The sequence below is a fragment of the Pseudooceanicola spongiae genome, from assembly GCF_014899185.1.
In the GTDB taxonomy this organism is placed as follows: domain Bacteria; phylum Pseudomonadota; class Alphaproteobacteria; order Rhodobacterales; family Rhodobacteraceae; genus Pseudooceanicola; species Pseudooceanicola spongiae.
On record NZ_CP045201.1, the window covers coordinates 525,544 to 544,059 of the forward strand.

Annotated in this window: 20 protein-coding genes; 15 read left to right on the plus strand and 5 right to left on the minus strand. The window is 63.4% G+C overall.

All coding sequences use genetic code 11. The features are described from left to right. Window positions 1-5: 5 nt before the first annotated feature. From F3W81_RS02480 to F3W81_RS02550, 15 genes are all read left to right on the plus strand, one after another. Window positions 6-566: an HK97 family phage prohead protease gene (locus F3W81_RS02480; protein ID WP_193082099.1), complete on the plus strand. Its 561-nt coding sequence runs from the start codon at window positions 6-8 to the stop codon at window positions 564-566. Between the two features lie 34 nt (window positions 567-600). Next, window positions 601-1,788 (plus strand): phage major capsid protein, encoded by a 1,188-nt coding sequence (locus tag F3W81_RS02485; RefSeq protein ID WP_193082100.1) that lies wholly within the window; start codon window positions 601-603, stop codon window positions 1,786-1,788. 171 nt (window positions 1,789-1,959) lie between these two features. After that, a complete protein-coding gene (locus tag F3W81_RS02490) occupies window positions 1,960-2,559 on the plus strand; it encodes a head-tail connector protein (protein WP_193082101.1) in 600 nt (199 codons plus the stop codon). Continuing rightward, window positions 2,556-2,891, plus strand: a complete 336-nt coding sequence (locus F3W81_RS02495) for a phage head closure protein (RefSeq protein WP_193082102.1) — start codon at window positions 2,556-2,558, stop codon at window positions 2,889-2,891. Before F3W81_RS02490 ends, F3W81_RS02495 begins: the two co-directional genes overlap by 4 nt. Further along, window positions 2,888-3,298 (plus strand): DUF3168 domain-containing protein, encoded by a 411-nt coding sequence (locus F3W81_RS02500; protein ID WP_193082103.1) that lies wholly within the window; start codon window positions 2,888-2,890, stop codon window positions 3,296-3,298. Before F3W81_RS02495 ends, F3W81_RS02500 begins: the two co-directional genes overlap by 4 nt. A gap of 23 nt (window positions 3,299-3,321) precedes the next feature. Further along, window positions 3,322-3,735 carry a phage major tail protein, TP901-1 family gene (locus F3W81_RS02505; protein WP_193082104.1) on the plus strand — a complete coding sequence of 138 codons (414 nt, stop codon included), beginning with the start codon at window positions 3,322-3,324 and terminating at the stop codon, window positions 3,733-3,735. After that, a complete protein-coding gene (locus F3W81_RS02510; protein ID WP_193082105.1) occupies window positions 3,735-4,058 on the plus strand; it encodes a gene transfer agent family protein in 324 nt (107 codons plus the stop codon). Before F3W81_RS02505 ends, F3W81_RS02510 begins: the two co-directional genes overlap by 1 nt. Continuing rightward, on the plus strand, window positions 4,055-4,258 hold the full coding sequence (locus F3W81_RS02515) for a rcc01693 family protein (RefSeq protein ID WP_193082106.1): 204 nt from the start codon (window positions 4,055-4,057) through the stop codon (window positions 4,256-4,258). Before F3W81_RS02510 ends, F3W81_RS02515 begins: the two co-directional genes overlap by 4 nt. 10 nt (window positions 4,259-4,268) lie before the next feature. Beyond that, window positions 4,269-4,931: a phage tail tape measure protein gene (locus tag F3W81_RS02520; protein WP_193082107.1), complete on the plus strand. Its 663-nt coding sequence runs from the start codon at window positions 4,269-4,271 to the stop codon at window positions 4,929-4,931. 12 nt (window positions 4,932-4,943) lie between these two features. Beyond that, entirely contained in the window at window positions 4,944-5,576 is a 633-nt protein-coding gene (locus F3W81_RS02525; RefSeq protein ID WP_193082108.1) for a DUF2460 domain-containing protein, read from the plus strand. Next, complete coding sequence (locus F3W81_RS02530; RefSeq protein WP_193082109.1) at window positions 5,576-6,460, plus strand: DUF2163 domain-containing protein; 885 nt, start codon at window positions 5,576-5,578, stop codon at window positions 6,458-6,460. The genes F3W81_RS02525 and F3W81_RS02530 overlap by 1 nt, the downstream gene beginning before the upstream one ends. Continuing rightward, window positions 6,457-6,900: an NlpC/P60 family protein gene (locus F3W81_RS02535; RefSeq protein WP_193082110.1), complete on the plus strand. Its 444-nt coding sequence runs from the start codon at window positions 6,457-6,459 to the stop codon at window positions 6,898-6,900. The genes F3W81_RS02530 and F3W81_RS02535 overlap by 4 nt, the downstream gene beginning before the upstream one ends. After that, window positions 6,900-10,826 carry a baseplate multidomain protein megatron gene (locus F3W81_RS02540; protein WP_193082111.1) on the plus strand — a complete coding sequence of 1,309 codons (3,927 nt, stop codon included), beginning with the start codon at window positions 6,900-6,902 and terminating at the stop codon, window positions 10,824-10,826. Before F3W81_RS02535 ends, F3W81_RS02540 begins: the two co-directional genes overlap by 1 nt. Before the next feature lie 140 nt (window positions 10,827-10,966). After that, the gene (gene cysE, locus F3W81_RS02545; protein ID WP_193082112.1) at window positions 10,967-11,770 is read left to right on the plus strand and encodes a serine O-acetyltransferase; all 804 of its coding nucleotides are present in this window, start codon (window positions 10,967-10,969) and stop codon (window positions 11,768-11,770) included. Between the two features lie 247 nt (window positions 11,771-12,017). Continuing rightward, the gene (locus tag F3W81_RS02550; protein WP_193082113.1) at window positions 12,018-12,701 is read left to right on the plus strand and encodes a hypothetical protein; all 684 of its coding nucleotides are present in this window, start codon (window positions 12,018-12,020) and stop codon (window positions 12,699-12,701) included. Between the two features lie 127 nt (window positions 12,702-12,828). On the opposite strand, the gene F3W81_RS02555 is transcribed toward F3W81_RS02550, so the two are convergent. The 5 genes from F3W81_RS02555 to F3W81_RS02575 form a co-directional block, all read right to left on the minus strand. Further along, window positions 12,829-14,166: a pyruvate dehydrogenase complex dihydrolipoamide acetyltransferase gene (locus F3W81_RS02555; protein WP_193082114.1), complete on the minus strand. Its 1,338-nt coding sequence runs from the start codon at window positions 14,164-14,166 to the stop codon at window positions 12,829-12,831. Window positions 14,167-14,179: 13 nt separating this feature from the next. Next, complete coding sequence (locus F3W81_RS02560) at window positions 14,180-15,553, minus strand: pyruvate dehydrogenase complex E1 component subunit beta (protein WP_193082115.1); 1,374 nt, start codon at window positions 15,551-15,553, stop codon at window positions 14,180-14,182. Between the two features lie 14 nt (window positions 15,554-15,567). Then, window positions 15,568-16,584, minus strand: coding sequence for a pyruvate dehydrogenase (acetyl-transferring) E1 component subunit alpha (gene pdhA / locus F3W81_RS02565; RefSeq protein ID WP_193082116.1), 1,017 nt, complete (start codon window positions 16,582-16,584; stop codon window positions 15,568-15,570). 492 nt (window positions 16,585-17,076) lie between these two features. Continuing rightward, window positions 17,077-17,376, minus strand: a complete 300-nt coding sequence (locus F3W81_RS02570) for an FtsB family cell division protein (protein WP_193082117.1) — start codon at window positions 17,374-17,376, stop codon at window positions 17,077-17,079. A gap of 152 nt (window positions 17,377-17,528) precedes the next feature. After that, the gene (locus F3W81_RS02575) at window positions 17,529-18,452 is read right to left on the minus strand and encodes a fructose bisphosphate aldolase (RefSeq protein WP_226941821.1); all 924 of its coding nucleotides are present in this window, start codon (window positions 18,450-18,452) and stop codon (window positions 17,529-17,531) included. Window positions 18,453-18,516: the final 64 nt, after the last annotated feature.

Consider the following 18,516-nt stretch of genomic DNA (forward strand, 5'->3'; position numbering starts at 1 on the left):
ACAAGATGCAGGAAATGACCAGCGGGTTGGAGCGCAAGTTCTGCCAGTTCGACGAGGGCTTGAGCGTACAGGAGGACGGTCTGTCGATCGAGGGCTACGCCTCGCGCTTTGGCGCCTGTGATCAGGGTGGCGACGTGGTGGCGCAGGGGGCCTATGCGGCCAGCCTGGCCGCGCTGGCCGCCGAGGGTCGGCGGGTCAAGATGCTGTGGCAGCACGATCCGTCCCAGCCGATCGGCGTCTGGGACGAGATCCGTGAGGATGCCACCGGCCTCTGGGTCAAGGGCCGCCTGTTGGAGAGTGTCGCCAAGGGGCGCGAGGCGGCGGCGCTGATCGGCGCTGGCGCGATTGACGGGCTGTCGATCGGCTATCGCACCAAGCGCGCCACCAAGGATACCGGAGGCCGCAGGCTTCTGACGGAACTGGAGCTTTGGGAGGTGTCGCTGGTGACCTTCCCGATGCTGCCCAGTGCACGGGTTGCCGGCAAGGGGGACACCCCGTTCGACGATGGCCTGCGCGAGCTGGCAGCGGCCTTTCGGGTCGCACGGGCCGAATTGGGCGACCGCTAGGGCGCGCGCTCACTTTCCATCACAGGAGAAGACGATGGGTATGACCGAGATCACGTCTCGGCACGGAGAGCTTGTGTCTCCCGTGGCCGAGGTGAAATCCGCCGTGACGGATTTCATGAGGGAGTTCAAGGACTTCCAGTCTGATATTCACGCAAAGCTTCAACAACAGGAAAGCCGACTGACCATGCTTGATCGCAAAACCCTGACCGCAGCGCGCCCGGCGTTGGCACGGTCCGCCGAAATCGAAGCCCCGCATCAGAAGGCCTTCAACGCCTATCTGCGCTCTGGCGATGACGATGGCCTGCGTGGCCTTGAGCTGGAGGGCAAGGCGATGTCCACGGCCGTCAATGGCGACGGCGGCTACCTGATCGATCCGATGACCTCGGAGACGATCCGCTCGGTCCTGATGGCGTCGTCCTCGATCCGCCAGATCGCCAATGTGGTGAATGTCAACGCGACGTCCTACGATGTGCTGGTGGACACGACCGATATCGGGGCGGGCTGGAACGACGAAAGCTCGGTCTCGGAAACCTCGACGCCGACGGTGGATCGCATCGCCATTCCGCTGTTCGAGCTGTCGGCGCTGCCGAAAGCCTCGCAACGTCTGCTGGATGACAGCGCCTTCGACATCGAGAGCTGGCTGGCCGAGCGCATCGCCGACAAATTCTCGCGGGCGGAGGCGGCGGCGTTCATCAGCGGTGATGGTGTCGACAAACCCACTGGTTTCCTGAACCATCCCAAGGTCGCCGATGCCAGCTGGTCCTGGGATAACCTCGGCTATATCGCGACCGGCGCGAATGGCGATTTCGATCTGAACGATCCGGCCGATGCGATCGTCGATCTGGTCTATGCACTGGGGGCGCGCTACCGCGCCAATGGCACCTTCGTGATGAACTCCAAGACGGCGGGCGCGGTGCGCAAGCTCAAGGATGCCGATGGCCGCTTCCTGTGGTCCGACAGTCTGAGCGCAGGCGAGCCGGCGCGTCTGATGGGCTATCCGGTGCTGGTGGCCGAGGACATGCCCGACATCGCCTCGGATGCCTATGCGATTGCCTTCGGGGATTTCCACGCGGGCTATACCGTGGCCGAGCGCCCCGATCTGCGTGTGCTGCGCGACCCCTTCAGCGCCAAGCCGCATGTGCTGTTCTACGCCACCAAGCGTGTCGGTGGTGACGTCAGCGATTTCGGCGCCATCAAGCTGTTGAAATTCGCCGCAGTCTAAGCGCGGCGGGTCGGTAGGGCCGGGTTTCCGGCTCTACCGGGTGCGTGTCTTCTGAATGCGTTGTCCAGCTGCTCCCTCCGTCAGAGCAACGATGGGAGACACGCGCCGGGGGGGATGACCCGGAGCGTCATGGGGTCGGGGAACACCGGCCCGGATCGTCGGAGAAACAAGATGATATTGATCGAAGAATACCAAACGCCCCAGAGCAGTCTGCCGATCGAACATTTCAAGGCGCACCTGCACCTTGGCAGCGGGTTTTCGGAAGATGCCGTTCAGGATCAGGTTCTGGAGGGATACCTGCGGGCCGCAATCTCGGCGATCGAGGGGCGGACCGGGCAGGCGCTCTACGCGCGGGATTTCGAATGGTCCGTTGGCGCGTGGGAAAGCCCGGACAGCCAGCAGTTTCCGCTGTCCCCTGTCCGCACGATCACCGAGTTCAAGATCGTCAAAGCCAACGGCGACGAGACCAGTTTCGACGTGGGCCAGTTTCAGATCGTCACCGACAGCATGTCGCCGGTGTTGCGCAGCCTGTCGGGGTCTCTGCCGACAATCCCCGAGGGCGGCAAGGCGGTTGTGCGCATGTACGCGGGCAGCGCATCGCAATGGAGCGATGTGCCCCCAGATCTGGCGCAGGCCGTGCTGCTGATGGCAGCGCATTACTACGAATACCGCAGTGATCTGTCGTTGTCGCGCGGCTGCACGCCCTTTGGGGTCACCGCCCTGATCGAGCGCTACCGCACGATCCGCATTTCGATGCGAGGCACGGCATGATCCCGCGGCTGAACCGTCAGCTGGTGCTGGAGCAGTCGATGCGCAGCGCTGACGGCGCAGGCGGGTATGCTACGATCTGGTCCGAGCTTGGCACCCTCTGGGCCGAGGTCTTGCCGGGGTCGAGCACGGTGCTGCGTCAGGGTGGTCTGACGGTGCATCGCCAGACGCTGAAGATCTCGGTGCGGGGGGTGGCAATCGGGCGGCCCAGTCGCCCGCTGCCGGGCCAGAGGTTTCGTGATGGCGGGCGTATCTACGACATCGAAGCGGTGAGCGAACGCGATGCCGAGGGTCGTTTTCTGGTCTGTACTGCGCGCGAAGAGGTGACCTCATGACCTATGCGGTGTCCGCGGCCCTGCAGGCGGCGATCTTTCAGCACCTGAGTGCAGATGCGGCGCTGGTGGCGCTGGTCGGGGCCAATATCTTTGACGCACCGCCCGCCGGCACGCCGCCCGCCACCTACGTCAGTCTGGGCGAAGAGCAGGTCAGCGACCGGTCCGACAAGACCGGAGCGGGGGCGCTGCACGATCTGACGGTCTCGGTGATCACCGAGGAGTCCGGCTTTCAGGTGGCCAAGACCATTGCCGCCGCGATCAGCGACGCGCTGGCGCAGCCCTTGCCGGCCCTGACACGCGGTTTCCTCGTCAGTCTGAACTTTCTCAAGGCGCAGGCGCGCCGCGACGAAGCCGGTGCGCTGCGCCGGATCGATCTGAAATTCCGCGCCCGCGTGCAGGACAACTGAACCTTTCCATAGGAGTAGAGAACATGGTGGCCCAGAACGGCAAGGACCTTCTGATCAAGGTGGACATGACCGGTGCCGGTCTGTTCGAGACACTGGCGGGCCTGCGGGCCACACGGCTGAGCTTCAACGCCGAAACCGTGGATGTGACCAGCCTGGACAGCACCGGCGGCTGGCGCGAACTGCTGGGGGGCGCGGGCGTCCGCTCGGCCTCGATCAGCGGCTCGGGGGTGTTCAGGGACGAGGCCAGCGATGCGCGCGCACGCCAGATCTTCTTTGACCGCGAGACGCCGGATTTTCAGGTGATCATCCCCGATTTCGGCGTGGTGGAGGGCGCGTTCCAGCTGACCTCGATCGAATATGCCGGCAGCCACGATGGTGAGGCGACCTATGAGATGTCGCTGGCCTCGGCCGGGGCGCTGAGCTTTTCGGCGCTGTGATGGCCAACCCCTGGGCAGGTGAGGTGGCGCTGGTTCTGGATGGTCAGCGCCACGTCATGAAGCTGACGCTGGGTGCCTTGGCCGAGCTGGAAGCGGGGCTTGAAACAGGCTCGCTGGTCGAGCTGGTCGAACGGTTTGAGACCGGGGGCTATTCCAGCCGCGACGTGCTGGCGCTGATCGTCGCCGGTTTGCGCGGGGGGGGCTGGCAGGGGCGGGCGTCGGATCTGCTGGCGGTCGAGATCGAAGGCGGACCACTGGGGGCAGCGCGCAAGGCGGCTGAGCTTCTGGCGCGCGCCTTTTCGCTACCGCTTGAGCGGGCATGAGCGGCTTTGACTGGCCTGCTCTGATGCAGGCGGGGCTGCGCGGACTGGGGCTGCGCCCCGACGATTTCTGGCGGCTGACCCCGGCAGAGTTGCGGCTGTTGCTGGGCAATGCGCCCGGTGCCGAGACCAGGCTGGGCCGCGCCCGGCTGGATGAATTGCTGGCGACGTATCCGGATGACGGTGTTTCGCCTCGGACGTGAGGAGCGTGGTATGGATGAGCTGAACGGCATTGAGGATCTGCAGGCGCAGGCCGAGGCACTGGACGCCAGCCTCGGAGGCGCTGCCGGCATGGCCGCCGGGTTCGATGGTGAATTGCGCCGGATGCGGTCTTCGCTGTCGGAGACTGGCAAGGACGTCCAGATCCTCGAACGCGGTCTGAGCCGGGGTTTGCGCAGGGCGCTCGACGGTGTGGTGCTGGACGGCGGCAAGCTGTCGGATGCCTTGCAGACCATGCGCAACTCGATGGTCAATTCGGCCTATTCTGCGGCGGTGCGCCCGGTCACCGATCATTTCGGAGGCCTGATGGCGCAGGGGATCGGCGCGCTGATGAAGGGCGCCTTGCCCTTCGCCGATGGCGCCAGCTTCAGTCAGGGTCGGGTGCAGCCCTTTGCCACTGGCGGGGTGGTGTCGGGTGCGACCTATTTCCCGATGCGCGGCGGCGCTGGCCTGATGGGCGAGGCGGGCCCGGAGGCGATCATGCCGCTGGCCCGCGGCGCTGATGGACGGCTCGGCGTGCGCAGCAATGGGGCGGCCGCTCCGGTCACTGTGGTGATCAATATCTCCACCCCGGATGTCGAGGGGTTCCGCCGTTCGCAAAGCCAGATTGCCGCGCAGATGGGGCGTGCCCTGACCCGCGGCCAACGCAACCGATAAGGAGCGATTCAGATGAGCTTTCATGAGGTTCGTTTCCCCACCAACCTGTCCTTTGGCGCCATCGGCGGGCCTGAGCGGCGCACCGACGTCGTCACCCTCGCCAACGGGTTTGAGGAGCGCAATACGCCCTGGCAGCATTCGCGCCGCCGCTATGATGCGGGTGCCGCGATGCGCTCGCTCGACGATATTGAGATATTGATCGCCTTTTTCGAGGCGCGGCAGGGCCAGTTGCATGGCTTTCGCTGGAAGGACTGGACGGATCACAAGTCGTGCAAGCCCAGTGACACGCCTGCCTTCGACGATCAGGTCATCGGTGCAGGGGATGGCGCGTGCCAGACTTTCCAGCTGATAAAAACCTATGCTTCGGGCGATCAGAGCTATCAGCGCCCAATTTGCAAACCTGTGGGTGGCACTGTGCAAATTGGTGTGGCGGGGGTGCAGCGTACTGAAGGTGCAGAGTTCAGCATCGATGCGACGACGGGACTTGTGACGTTCGTGACCCCGCCTGCGGCTTCGGCAGTGATCACGGCGGGCTACGAATTTGACGTGCCGGTCCGGTTCGGGTCCGACAGCTTTCAGACCTCGGCGGCGTCGTTCGGGGTGGGGGATGTGCCCGATGTCCCGGTGGTCGAGGTGCGCGTCTGATGGCCTTCAACAGCGCACTCTCCGATCACATGGCCACCGGGGCCACCACCGTCTGTCATGCCTGGGCGATCACGCGGCGGGACGCAACCGTGATGGGGTTCACCGATCACGACCAGGCCCTGTCGTTCGATGGCATCACGTTTCTGGCGGACAGCGGTTTGTCGGCCTCTGCCTTGCAGCAGAGCACTGGCCTGTCCGTCGACAACGCCGAAGCGCTGGGGGCGTTGTCTGACGCCGCCATCAGCGCGGCCGAAATCGAGGCTGGCCGCTATGACGGGGCTCAGGTTCTTGCCTGGCTGGTCAACTGGGCCGACCCGTTGCAGCGCCAGATCATCTTTCGTGGCACTATTGGCGAGCTGACGCGCTCAGGCGGGGCATTTCGCGCTGAATTGCGCGGATTGTCTGAACTGCTGAACCAGCCGATGGGCCGGGTCTACCAAAAGCCATGCTCCGCTGTCCTCGGGGATGCACGTTGCGGTGTGGACCGGACGTTGAGCGCCTATCGCACAGATGTCACTTTGATCGGAGTGGAGCATGCGCAGCGGTTCACACTTCCCCCTCTAAGCGGATTTGCCGAGGGCTGGTTTGCGCGTGGTACGTTGACCGTCCTGGACGGGGCGGCGCAGGGCCTTTCCGCTGCGATCAAGAGCGACTCGGTCGCTGCAGGCGCGCGCGTCATCGAACTGTGGATGCCTTTGCGCATGGCGCCGATGTCAGGCGCGGCGCTGCGGCTGGACGCGGGGTGTGACAAACGCTTTGCAACCTGCCGCACGAAGTTTGCAAATGGGCAGAACTACCAAGGCTTCCCCGATATTCCGGGGGATGACTGGCAAATGGTCAATCCCGGCAACAGCGCCGCCCTGAATGGAGGCAGCCGCAGGTGACGCTCACAAACCCCTATGTTGCGGCCGCGCGTGGCTGGATCGGGACGCCTTACGTGCATCAGGCCTCACGACGGGGGGCAGGCACCGATTGCCTCGGCCTGCTGCGCGGTGTCTGGCGTGAGGTGCGCGGTAGAGAGCCTGAGTTGGTGCCGCCCTATACTGCCGACTGGTCCGAACCTCAGCGCCAGGAAAGCCTTTGGCAGGCGGCAGAGCGCCATCTGGTGCCAAAGCCGCTGAGCGATGCTGCCCCCGGTGATGTGCTGTTGTTTCGCATGCGCGCCGGGGCCGTGGCCAAGCATCTTGGCATCATGGCCGAGGTTGGCGCCAGCCCCAGCTTTATCCACGCCTATTCCGGCCACGCGGTTCTGGAAAGCCCGCTCAGCGCGCCCTGGGCCCGCCGGATCGTGGCGCGTTTCGCCTTTCCCAAGGAGGGCCTGTGATGGCTACCATTCTACTTTCTGCCGCAGGTGCGGCCATTGGCGGCACTGTCGGCGGCTCCGTGCTGGGGCTCTCCGCTGCTGTAACCGGGCGTTTCGCCGGCGCTCTGCTTGGCCGTGTGATTGACCAGCGCATCATCGGCGCAGGCTCGGACGCCGTAGAGACGGGACGTGTCGCGCGCTTTCGCCTGACCGGCGCGGGCGAGGGTGATGCCCTGCCACGTGTCTATGGCCGGATGCGCATCGCGGGCCAGGTGATCTGGGCCTCGCAGTTCTCTGAGGTGTCCACGACCTCAGGCGGTGGCAAGGGCGCGCCGCGCCCGCCCAAGGTCGCCAACTTCAGCTACAGCGTCAATCTGGGCATCGGCCTGTGCGAAGGGCAGATCTCCGGGGTTGGTCGCATCTGGGCGGACGGGGCCGAAGTCTCGCCCGAGATGCTCAACATCCGCGTCTATGGCGGCAGCACGACCCAGTTGCCCGATCCCAAGATGGAGGCGATCGAGGGCGCAGGCAAAGTGCCCGCCTATCGCGGCAGTGCTTATGTCGTGATGGAGGATCTCGACCTCGCGCCCTTCGGGAACCGTATTCCGCAATTCACCTTCGAGGTACTGCGCCCCGCGCCGGTATCCCTTGCTGGGGCGAACACCGAGCCAGCATTCGCGATCCGGGGCGTGGCTCTGATGCCAGGCAGCGGCGAATATGCCCTCGCAACCTCTGCCGTCAGCTATGACTACGGTGCGGGGCGCGGGGCGCTGGCGAATGTGAATTCTCCCTCCGGCAAATCCGACCTTGCCACGTCGCTGGATCAGCTGAATACCAGCCTGCCCAACTGCGAGGCGGCGTCGCTGATCGTCAGCTGGTTCGGCGATGACCTGCGCTGTGGCAGCTGCACGATCCGGCCCAAGGTCGAACAGAACGAACACGACGGGACCGAGATGCCCTGGCAGGTCGCCGGGGTGGATCGCAGCAGCGCGCAGGTCGTCGCGCAGGACAACGAGGGCCGCCCGATCTATGGCGGGACGCCGACCGATGCCTCGGTGATCGAGGCGATCGAGGCGCTGAACGCCCAAGGCAAGGCCGTGATGTTCTATCCCTTCATGCTGATGGATCAAGGCAGCGGCAATGTCCTGCCCAATCCCTATAGCGGCAGCGCCGGACAACCTGCCTTGCCCTGGCGCGGGCGGATCACCGGGTCTGTGGCACCGAACCAGCCGGGCACGCCTGATGGGACCGCTGCGCAGGCGGTCGAGGTCAGCGCCTTTTTCGGAACCGCTGACGCCAGCGACTTCGCGATCACGCCGGGACAGGTGGTCTACACCGGCCCGGCAGAGTGGCGCTATCGCCGTTTCATCCTGCACTGCGCTGCGCTTTGTGCGGCGGCTGGCGGCGTCGACTCCTTTTGCATCGGGTCCGAAATGCGCGGCCTGACCCAGCTGCGGGGCGCGGCCAACAGCTTTCCCGCCGTCGTGGCCCTGCGCGCGCTGGCCGCTGAGGTGCGCAGCATCCTCGGCGCCGGCACCAAGATCGGCTATGCCGCCGACTGGACCGAGTATTTCGGCTATCAACCCGAGGATGCGTCGGGCGACCGGTTCTTCCATCTCGATCCGCTCTGGGCCGATGCTAACATCGATTTCGTCGGGATCGACAACTACATGCCCCTGTCCGACTGGCGCGATGGCGATGATCATCTCGATGCGGCCAGCCACACCTCGATTTATGACCCCAGCTTTCTGATGGGCAATATCGAGGGGGGCGAGCTGTTTGACTGGTATTATGCCTCGGATGCCGACCGGGCCGCGCAGCTGCGCACCCCGATCACTGATGGGGCCTACGGCGAGCCTTGGGTCTATCGCATCAAGGATGTGGCGAACTGGTGGCAGAATGCTCACCACGATCGCATTGCCGGGGTGCGTCAGGCCAGCGCCACATCCTGGGTGCCGCAGTCGAAACCGATCTGGTTCACCGAGCTTGGGTGCGCCGCCATCGACAAGGGCACCAACCAGCCCAACAAGTTCCTCGATCCGAAGTCTTCGGAATCCGCTCTGCCGTTCCATTCCAACGGGCAGCGCGATGACACGATCCAGATGCAGTATTTGCGCGCCATGTATGGCTACTGGAGCGACCCGTCGCACAACCCTTCCTCTGCCGTCTATGGCGGCCCTATGATCGACATGTCGCGCGGCTTTGTCTGGGCCTGGGATGCGCGGCCCTTTCCCTTCTTCCCCAACAACCGCGCTCTGTGGAGCGACGGCGCCAATTATCACGCCGGTCACTGGATCAACGGACGCGCGTCCAACCGCTCTCTGGCGCTGATCGTCGCCGAAATCTGCGAAGACGCCGGGCTGACCCACTACGACGTCTCCGGCCTCTATGGCAGCGTCAGCGGCTACCTCGCCGATGATGGGGGAGAAGCGCGTCGCACCCTGCAGCCCCTCATGCTGCGCTACGGTTTCGACGCTGTTGAGCGTGAGGGCCAGATCGTGTTTCGCATGCGCACCGGGCGCGCCACGGCAACTGTCGATGCGTCAGAGGTCGCTCTGCATGCCGATGTCGAAGGACGGATCGAACATCAGCGCGCCGCCGAGGCCGAGCTTGCCGGCCGGATGCGTCTGAAGTTCATAGAGGCGGAGGCCGATTTTGCCGCCATCACCGAAGAGGCCATCCTGCCGGATGAGACGAGCCGCGCCGTTGCGGGCAGTGAGATGCCGCTTGCCATGTGGCGCGGCGAGGGGCGGCAGGTGGTCGAGCGCTGGTTGACCGAATCCCGTGTGGCCCGCGATACCCTGCGTCTCGCCCTGCCGCCATCGCGCTGTGATATCGGGGCAGGGGATGTCATCTCTCTGACCGAGGCGGGACAATCTGCTCCCTACCGCATTGACCGTGCCGAGGTCGGCACGGCCACGCTGATCGAGGGGGTGCGCGTCAAACCACAGGTTTACCTGCCCGGCAAGATCGATGCCGATCCCCCCAGCAGTCTTCCGTTCCGCGCGCCGCTGCCTGTCCTGCCGCTGTTTCTCGACCTGCCGCTGATGCGCGGCGATGAGGTGCCTCATGCGCCGCATCTTGCGGTGACCAGCGATCCCTGGCCGGGCAGTGTTGCTCTCTACAGCTCTGGCAGCGACTCGGGCTATGCTCTGGATCAGGTGATCCCGGTCCGTGCGACGGTCGGCGTCACCACCACGCCGCTGGCCCGTGGCCCTGTCGGGCGCATCGACCTTGGCACGCCGCTGGGCGTCGAACTGACCTCGGGCAGCGTTTCCTCGACCGACACGGCGGGTCTGTTGTCCGGGCGCAATCTGCTGGCCATCGGCGACGGCACCCCGGAGGCGTGGGAGGTGCTGCAGTTCCGCGATGCAACGCTCACCGCCCCCGGTCACTACCTGCTCAGCCACCGTTTGCGTGGCCAGCTTGGTACCGAAACCATGATGCCCGATGTCTGGCCCGTGGGCACGTACATCGTGCTGTTGGATGGCATTCCCGACCAGATCCCCCTCGCGCCGAACCAGCGCGGTTTGCAACGTCACTACCGGATCGGTCCGGCCAATCGCAGCCCGGATGATCCGTCCTATCGCCACCTCGTGCAGGCCTTCAACGGCGTCGGCCTGCGCCCCTATGCGCCCTGTCATCTGCGCGTTGCCTCCGGCGTGCCCGGCGATCTGCACTTCACCTGGATCCGCCGCACCCGCACCGGCGGCGACAGCTGGTCCGCTCCCGACGTGCCTTTGGGAGAGGAGAGCCAGTCCTTCCTGATCAGCATCCGAAGCGCGGGCGCTCTGGTGCGCCAGCTCTTCACCGATCAGCCGCAGTGGACCTACAGCGCGCTCGATCGCAGTGCGGATGGCCTGAGTGGCGCAGCAGAGATTGAGGTGGCGCAGGTGTCTGCCAGCTATGGGGCAGGGCCCTCCGCAACGCTCTCCTTCACCGCCTGAGATACGACCTCCTGCTTGACGGCCCTTTGCAACAAGGGCCGTCAGGCTATTTCAATCGGTGATCAACCGGTTCACGGTTTTGCGTTTCCCCATCTGACGCCTTTCTGCTAATCTTGGGCTCAAACTTTGGGAACATCGCCATGGCCAACACACGCGCAAAACTTGCCGAGCTCGACCCGGTCTGGGACCGTATCGTCCGCGAAGCAAAGGCAGCCATTGCCGACGAACCGCTGCTCGGCGGTCTCATTCACAACACCGTGCTGCACCATCCCTCGCTCGAACGCGCCCTCGCCTACCGGATCTCGCTGAAGCTGGCCTCGGATGAAATGTCCGGCCAGATTCTGCGTGAGATCTGTGATGAGGCTTTCGGTGCCGACACCGGCATTGCCGCCTCGGCGCGTGCCGATATCGTCGCGACCTATGAACGCGACGCCGCCTGCCACCGCTTCATCCAGCCGCTGCTCTACTTCAAGGGCTTCCAGGCAGTGCAGGCCTATCGCGTCGGGCACTGGCTTTGGCAGCAGGGCCGCGTCGATCTGGCCTATTTCTTCCAGATGCGTTCGTCCGAGGTCTTTGGCGTCGATATCCACCCCAATGCCCGCATCGGCAAGGGCATCATGATCGACCACGCGCATTCGATCGTGGTCGGCGAAACTGCGGTCGTGGGCGACAATGTCTCGATGCTGCATTCCGTCACGCTCGGCGGCACCGGCAAGGAAGAAGAGGACCGTCACCCCAAGATCGGCAACGGCGTTCTGATCGGTGCCGGGGCCAAGGTTCTGGGCAATATCCAGATCGGCCACTGCTCCCGTATCGCCGCAGGCTCTGTGGTTCTGCACGAAGTTCCGCCCTGCAAAACCGTCGCGGGTGTGCCGGCCAAAATCGTCGGTGAAGCCGGCTGCGATCAGCCTGCTCTGGCGATGAACCAGCTGCTCGGACTGTGACAATCCGAGCCTAACCCACTGCCACGATTTCGAAAACAAACCGCCCCGGCTTTCGGGGCGGTTTGTCGTTCTGCAACCATGCGCCTGCGTATCCATAAAAAATCTGCCCCGTTGGAAAAAACCGTCATGCCTTAAATCAAAATTTACCTGCTCTCGTCAGAAACTCTGTTTACGGCAAAAGCCGAGACAAGCAGGATTGTGAGGTGTGCAGATAATGATCGAAGGCGTGACTCGTAGGGCGTCCACGATGCCAGCGATAGAAATTTCCCTGATTCGGGAACGCGGGGCCGATGAATGGCGCCTCGACGGCGTCAAATTCGCACAGGAGGCGTTTCGTCTCTCCGTGGTGCCAATGGGGGAAAAACCCCGGCTCTCAAACGCTCTCTCGCCTCAGTTTCTTGAGGCGCTCACCCCCTATCTGCCGCTGCATGACGGCGCGGACAGTCTGCTGGCCTCGTCTGTCTGCATCGAGCTGCCTGAACTGGTGCTGGGCAAGATGCGGGCGTTTTTCACCAATCGCGGTGGCAGTGTCGAACGTATGATGGTGCGCTTTCAACAGGCGCTCGGGGATCTGCAGACCATCCTGTCGCCGCATCTGCGCAACACTTCGCTGTCCAATCGCACGATGGAGATCGAGGCCGCGCGGGCCCTGTTCGATCTGCTGCATCCCTGCCTCGACTTGGCCAATGTCGAGATATCCGATCTGAGCGCTGATCAATACCAGCTGATCATGGCGCGGCTGGTGGCGCTGAAAAGCACCAAGGCCGAACTCGGGATCTTCTCGCATCTGCTGCGCAGGTTTCTCGAACGCTCCAAGCCGGGCTGGGGGGATCCGCTGCTGGCTCTCAACTCGCCCGCTGAGGAGGCCGGAGATCTGATCGAGATGGAGCCGATCTACCCCCGCTATCAACCGCTCAACGGCATCTCCTGACCAGGGGCTCGCGCGGGTCAGGCTGCCGACCTGCGTCACCGGGGGACCCTTGCCCCGGAGATACCGACGCACAGCAAAAAGGCCGCCCTCGGGGGCGGCCTTTTCAGAGCATTATTATCGGCCCAAATCAGGCCAGCATGACCATCGGGTTCTCAAGGTTCTCGACGATGGCTTTCAGCAGCTCGGCCCCAAGCGCGCCGTCGATGACGCGGTGATCGACCGACAGCGTCACGGACATCACCGTGGCGACCTCGATCTCACCGTCCGCGTTGACGACAGGCTTCTTGACGCCCGAACCGACCGCCAGGATCGCGCCTTGCGGCGGGTTGATCACGGCGTCGAAGTTGTCGATCCCGAACATGCCGAGGTTGGACACGGCGAATGAGCCGCCCTGGTACTCATGCGGCGCCAGTTTCTTGTCGCGCGCACGTCCTGCCAGATCCTTCATCTCGGCAGACAGAGCCGAGAGGGACTTCATGTCGGCATCGCGCAGAACCGGCGTGAACAGCCCGCCCTCGATGGCGACAGCCACAGCCACATCCGACGGCTTCAGCTTCAGCACCCGGTCGCCTGCCCAGACGGCATTGGCATCCGGCACCGACTGCAGCGCCAGCGCGCAGGCCTTGATGATGAAGTCGTTGATCGACAACTTCACGCCACGGCCCTCAAGCTGCTTGTTCAGCTGCGCACGGAACTTCATCAGCGCGTCCAGCTTGATATCCCGACGCAGATAGAAGTGCGGGATGGTCTGCTTGGCTTCGGTCAGGCGGGCCGCGATGGTCTTGCGCATCCCGTCCAGCTTGACCTCTTCGAAGTCGCGATCGGCGTACATCTTCAGCACCGCGTCGGTGCTCAGACCCGTCGGCATGCCGCCAGTCGCCGCGGCAGGTTTCGCCGCCGCCGCAGAAGCAGGCGCCGCCTCGGCCGATTTCGCCGGAGCCGCCTCAGCCGCCTCGACATCCGCCTTGACGATCCGCCCATGCGGGCCGGATCCCTTCAGCGTGGCGAGGTCCAGACCCTTCTGCGCTGCAATCCGCCGCGCCAGTGGCGAGGCAAAGATGCGCTCGCCATCCGCGCCCTTGGGCGAGGCCGGGGCAGGGCTCACTTCGCCCTGCGGCCCCTTCTGAGCTTCCTTGGGGGCCGGAGCGGCCTTTGAGGTCTCTTCGGGGTTCGCCTTCGCTTCGGCGGGGGCCGACGCCTTGCCGATATCGTCGGCGGTCTCGCCCTCTTCCAGCAGCACGGCAATCGGCGTGTTCACTTTCACGCCTTCGGTGCCGGCCTCGATGAGGATCTTGCCGATGACACCTTCGTCAACGGCCTCGAACTCCATCGTCGCCTTGTCGGTCTCGATCTCGGCCAGCAGATCTCCGGAGGAGACAGTGTCCCCCTCCTTGACCAGCCATTTCGCCAGCGTGCCTTCCTCCATCGTCGGAGACAGCGCAGGCATCAGGATTTCCGTAGGCATATCGCTCTCTCCCTCAGCGGTAGGTGACTTTTTTCACCGCCGCGATGACCTCTTCCGTGGTCACCAGCGCCAGCTTCTCAAGGTTCGCCGCATATGGCATCGGCACGTCCTTGCCGGTGCAGTTGATCACCGGCGCGTCGAGGTAATCGAACGCGCGCTCCATGATCACAGCCGACAGGTGGTTGCCGATGGAGCCGACGGGGAAACCTTCCTCGACGGTGACGCAACGGTTGGTCTTCATGACGGAGGCCAGCACGGTGTCGTAATCCAGCGGACGGATCGTGCGCAGATCGATCACCTCGGCGTCGATGCCCTCTTCCGCCAGCTTTTCAGCGGCTTCTAGAGCGTACTGCATGCCGATCCCGAAGGACACGATGGTGACATCCTTGCCCTCTTTCCAGATCCGGGCCTTGCCGAAGGGAATCATGAAATCGTCGATCACGGGCACGTCGAACGAGCGACCATAAAGGATCTCGTTCTCGAGGAAGATCACCGGGTTCGGATCGTTGATCGCCGTCTTCATCAGGCCTTTATAGTCGGCCGCCGAATAGGGCATCACCACCTTCAGACCCGGGATCTGCGCATACCATGCCGCATAATCCTGGCTGTGCTGGGCACCAACGCGGGCAGCCGCCCCGTTCGGGCCACGGAACACCATCGGCGCCCCCATCTGACCACCGGACATATACAGCGTCTTGGCGGCCGAGTTGATGATCTGGTCAATCGCCTGCATGGCGAAGTTGAAGGTCATGAACTCGACGATCGGTTTCAGGCCACCAAAGGCCGCACCCACCGCGATACCGGTAAAGCCGTGCTCGGTGATCGGCGTGTCGACGACGCGCTTGGGGCCGAACTCGTCCAGCATGCCCTGAGACACCTTGTACGCGCCCTGATACTCGGCGACTTCCTCGCCCATCAGGTAGACGTTCTCGTCCTTGCGCATCTCTTCCGACATCGCATCTCGCAGCGCTTCGCGCACGGTCTGCGATTTCATCTCGGTGCCCTCGGGCCAGTCGGGGCTGGCCTTGGATTTCACCTCGACGGGGGCGGCGGCTTTGGCAGGGGCCTTTTCGGCCTCTGCCTTCGGCGCCTCGTCCTTGGCGGCAGGCGCCTCGGACGTCTTGCCGATATCGTCGGCGCTCTCACCCTCTTCCAGCATCACGGCGATCGGCGTGTTCACTTTCACGCCCTCGGTGCCGGCCTCGATCAGGATCTTGCCGACGACACCTTCGTCAACGGCTTCGAACTCCATCGTCGCCTTGTCGGTCTCGATCTCCGCCAGAATATCACCGGAGGCGACGGTATCGCCTTCCTTGACCAGCCATTTCGACAGCGTGCCTTCTTCCATGGTGGGAGAGAGGGCGGGCATCAGTATTTCAGTGGGCATATGCTAGTCCTCCCTCAGGCGTCTTCGTCTTGCGGCGCCACATCGGCATAAATATCGGTCCAGAGCTCATCCACGCCGGGCTCCGGGCTTTCCTTGGCGAACTCGGCCGACTGGTTGACGATGCTCTTGATGGATTTGTCGATCTCTTTCAGATCATCCTCGGTGGCATGGCCGCCCGACACCAGCAGATCACGCACGTGATCGATGGGGTCTTTCTCGGTGCGCATCTTCTGCACTTCTTCGCGGGTGCGGTACTTCGCCGGGTCCGACATCGAGTGGCCGCGATAGCGATAGGTCTTCACTTCTAGAATGTAGGGGCCGTCACCGGCGCGGCAGTGGGCAATCGCCTTCTCGCCTGCGGCTTTCACGGCCAGCACATCCATACCATCGACCATCTCGCCGGGGATGCCATAAGGCTCACCACGCTTGAAGATCTCGGGCGACGAGGTAGAGCGTTTCTGCGAGGTGCCCATGGCGTACTGGTTGTTCTCGATGACGAAAATCACCGGAAGCTTCCAGAGCGCCGCCATGTTGAAGCTCTCGTAGACCTGACCCTGGTTTGCGGCACCATCGCCGAAATAGGTGAAGGTCACGCGGTCATTGCCAAGGTACTTGTCAGCAAAGGCGAGGCCGGCACCGATCGGCACCTGCGCGCCCACGATGCCATGCCCACCGTAGAAGTTCTTTTCCTTGGAGAACATGTGCATAGAGCCGCCTTTCCCCTTGGAATAGCCGCCCTCGCGTCCGGTCAACTCGGCCATGACCCCATCGGGGTTCATGCCGCAGGCCAGCATGTGGCCGTGATCGCGGTAAGATGTGACGCGCTTGTCGCCTTCCTCCGCTGCGGCCTCAAGGCCGACAACAACGGCTTCCTGACCGATATAGAGGTGACAGAACCCCCCGATCAGACCCATGCCATATAGCTGCCCGGCTTTTTCTTCAAAGCGGCGGATCAACAGCATGTCGTGATAGTAGGTTTTCAGCTCATCTGCCGAAATATTCGGCGTGGCTGGGGCTTTGCGGGTTGCCATATAAGGTGTCCTCCCCGTGAATCGTCGCCGATCTTGTTGATAAGCCGGTGACTCAGTGGCGCAAAACTTGGATAGTTTAATACTAAACTATCTCTTACATCAGATCCCCGCAGGATGCGAGGGCGAAAATGCCGCAACCCTGGCGGCGGCAGTGCCTTTGGCGTTCACCCCGAAACATGCGTCGCAGGGCTTCCCGTTACCATAGCCCACTCAGTCTCAACGACAATCACTCTTTGAAAGTCCGCGCGCCAGCACTGGGCCACACCCGGCAAAACCCGCACGCCCCCACCCCGTCATCTTGCCACAAATACTTCGGGGGAGGCGCCCTGCGCCGGGGGCAGAGCCCCTCTTTTGCGCGCCCGGATCCGCCAAATCGCACCGTTCAGTTACCGTTCGGATACCGACGCAATACCGACAGTCAAATCAGGCAAAATCAGCCCCTTGCCGGGATGGGTTCCCACCCGGCCGGCACAGTCTCAGGCCATGCCGATCTCAGCGCAGAACGAATTCGTCGCCTCGCACCAGACCCAGCACATCGCGGGCCTGCTGGTCCAGCAGATCGAGGTCGAGGAAGCTGTCCGACAGCCGCCGCGTGCGATTTTCCATCACCGAGATTTCGCCCTTCAGCGCCTCAAGTTGTTGTTCCAGACGGGTATTGTCGGCCTGCACGACGGCACGTTTGAACAGCCCATATTCCCCCTGCACAGCGGCAAAGGTGAAATACATCCCCAACATGAGGACGGCGGCGAAATAGAAAAACAGCCCAAATGGCGGGCGATTGTCACTGATCATGGTTGCCTCACACCCCTTCAAGGGGGTTATCGCCTCTGACGGGCGGTATCCGGCCAACATGCCACATGCGATTCGCCAAGGGAATCCCATTTTTGACGGACAGCAAAAAGGGGCGCAAAAGCGCCCCTTTTCAGTGCCATAGAGCAACAGTCTCAGCCAGCGACAGAGGCCTGGTAGATGCCATCGATTGTCTCGGCCAGGGTCGCGTCGAACTCGGCTTCGGGCTGCTGGGCCGACAGGCCCTCGGTCAGAGCGCGCGAAAAGCTCGCGATCATGCCGGTCTGTTTCGACAGGCGTGCATTGGCATCCAGACGCTCATAGCCACCCGACAGCGCGACCACTTTCATGACCGCAGGGTGATCGACCAGTGCTTTGTATTGATTGACCTTTTCCGGGATCGACAGCTTCAGCATGACCTCGACGCCCGTCGGAAGGGCGTCCAGATGCGCCAGAATTTCGTCGCGCAGAAGGTCTTCCGCTTCGGCTTTATCGGCGATTGTGATGGTGACTTCCGGCTCAAGAATCGGCATCAGGCCATGGCTCAGGATCTGCATACCGACCTCGAACTGCTGGTCGACAATCGCCTTGATCCCGACCGGGTTCGCCTCATCGACAACACTGCGCATCTTGGTGCCGAAGATGCCCTTCTTGACGGCCCGCTCGCAGAGCGCATCCAGATCCGGCATCGCCTTCATCAGCTTGACGCCATCAGCTTCGTCTTTCAAGCCCTTGTCTACCTTCAGAAAAGGCACAACCTTGGTCTCTTTCCAGAGGTATTCTGCGGTCGGCACACCGTCGATATCGCCGTCCATCGTGCGCTCGAACAGGATCGCGCCGATGACTTTTTCCCCGTTGAAAGCCGGGCTCTTGATGATCCGCGCGCGCATCTGGTGCACCAGCGAAAACATCTCTGCCTCCGAGGAATAGGCATCCTCTTCAATGCCATAGAGCTTCAGCGCTTTCGGGGTCGAGCCGCCGCTCTGATCCAGGGCCGCGATGAAACCGTCGCCGCTGCGAATCTGTTCTGCCATGGCTGCGTCGGCGCGTACCAATTCGGCCTGAGTCGTTTCCGTCATTTGCAATCGCCTGAAAATAATTGGGTTGGTGCAGGCCGCGGCGCCTCCGCGACCTTTGCCCCAT

Coding starts and splice junctions, on each gene's coding strand:
- F3W81_RS02485 (WP_193082100.1), top strand. CDS start 601: ATGGGTATGACCGAGATCACGTCTCGGCACGGAGAGCTTGTGTCTCCC.
- F3W81_RS02560 (WP_193082115.1), bottom strand. CDS start 15,553: ATGCCCACTGAAATACTGATGCCCGCCCTCTCTCCCACCATGGAAGAA.
- F3W81_RS02515 (WP_193082106.1), top strand. CDS start 4,055: ATGAGCGGCTTTGACTGGCCTGCTCTGATGCAGGCGGGGCTGCGCGGA.
- F3W81_RS02520 (WP_193082107.1), top strand. CDS start 4,269: ATGGATGAGCTGAACGGCATTGAGGATCTGCAGGCGCAGGCCGAGGCA.
- F3W81_RS02550 (WP_193082113.1), top strand. CDS start 12,018: ATGCCAGCGATAGAAATTTCCCTGATTCGGGAACGCGGGGCCGATGAA.
- F3W81_RS02505 (WP_193082104.1), top strand. CDS start 3,322: ATGGTGGCCCAGAACGGCAAGGACCTTCTGATCAAGGTGGACATGACC.
- F3W81_RS02525 (WP_193082108.1), top strand. CDS start 4,944: ATGAGCTTTCATGAGGTTCGTTTCCCCACCAACCTGTCCTTTGGCGCC.
- F3W81_RS02575 (WP_226941821.1), bottom strand. CDS start 18,452: ATGACGGAAACGACTCAGGCCGAATTGGTACGCGCCGACGCAGCCATG.
- F3W81_RS02510 (WP_193082105.1), top strand. CDS start 3,735: ATGGCCAACCCCTGGGCAGGTGAGGTGGCGCTGGTTCTGGATGGTCAG.
- cysE (WP_193082112.1), top strand. CDS start 10,967: ATGGCCAACACACGCGCAAAACTTGCCGAGCTCGACCCGGTCTGGGAC.
- F3W81_RS02490 (WP_193082101.1), top strand. CDS start 1,960: ATGATATTGATCGAAGAATACCAAACGCCCCAGAGCAGTCTGCCGATC.
- F3W81_RS02500 (WP_193082103.1), top strand. CDS start 2,888: ATGACCTATGCGGTGTCCGCGGCCCTGCAGGCGGCGATCTTTCAGCAC.
- F3W81_RS02480 (WP_193082099.1), top strand. CDS start 6: ATGCAGGAAATGACCAGCGGGTTGGAGCGCAAGTTCTGCCAGTTCGAC.
- F3W81_RS02570 (WP_193082117.1), bottom strand. CDS start 17,376: ATGATCAGTGACAATCGCCCGCCATTTGGGCTGTTTTTCTATTTCGCC.
- F3W81_RS02530 (WP_193082109.1), top strand. CDS start 5,576: ATGGCCTTCAACAGCGCACTCTCCGATCACATGGCCACCGGGGCCACC.
- F3W81_RS02555 (WP_193082114.1), bottom strand. CDS start 14,166: ATGCCTACGGAAATCCTGATGCCTGCGCTGTCTCCGACGATGGAGGAA.
- pdhA (WP_193082116.1), bottom strand. CDS start 16,584: ATGGCAACCCGCAAAGCCCCAGCCACGCCGAATATTTCGGCAGATGAG.
- F3W81_RS02540 (WP_193082111.1), top strand. CDS start 6,900: ATGGCTACCATTCTACTTTCTGCCGCAGGTGCGGCCATTGGCGGCACT.
- F3W81_RS02495 (WP_193082102.1), top strand. CDS start 2,556: ATGATCCCGCGGCTGAACCGTCAGCTGGTGCTGGAGCAGTCGATGCGC.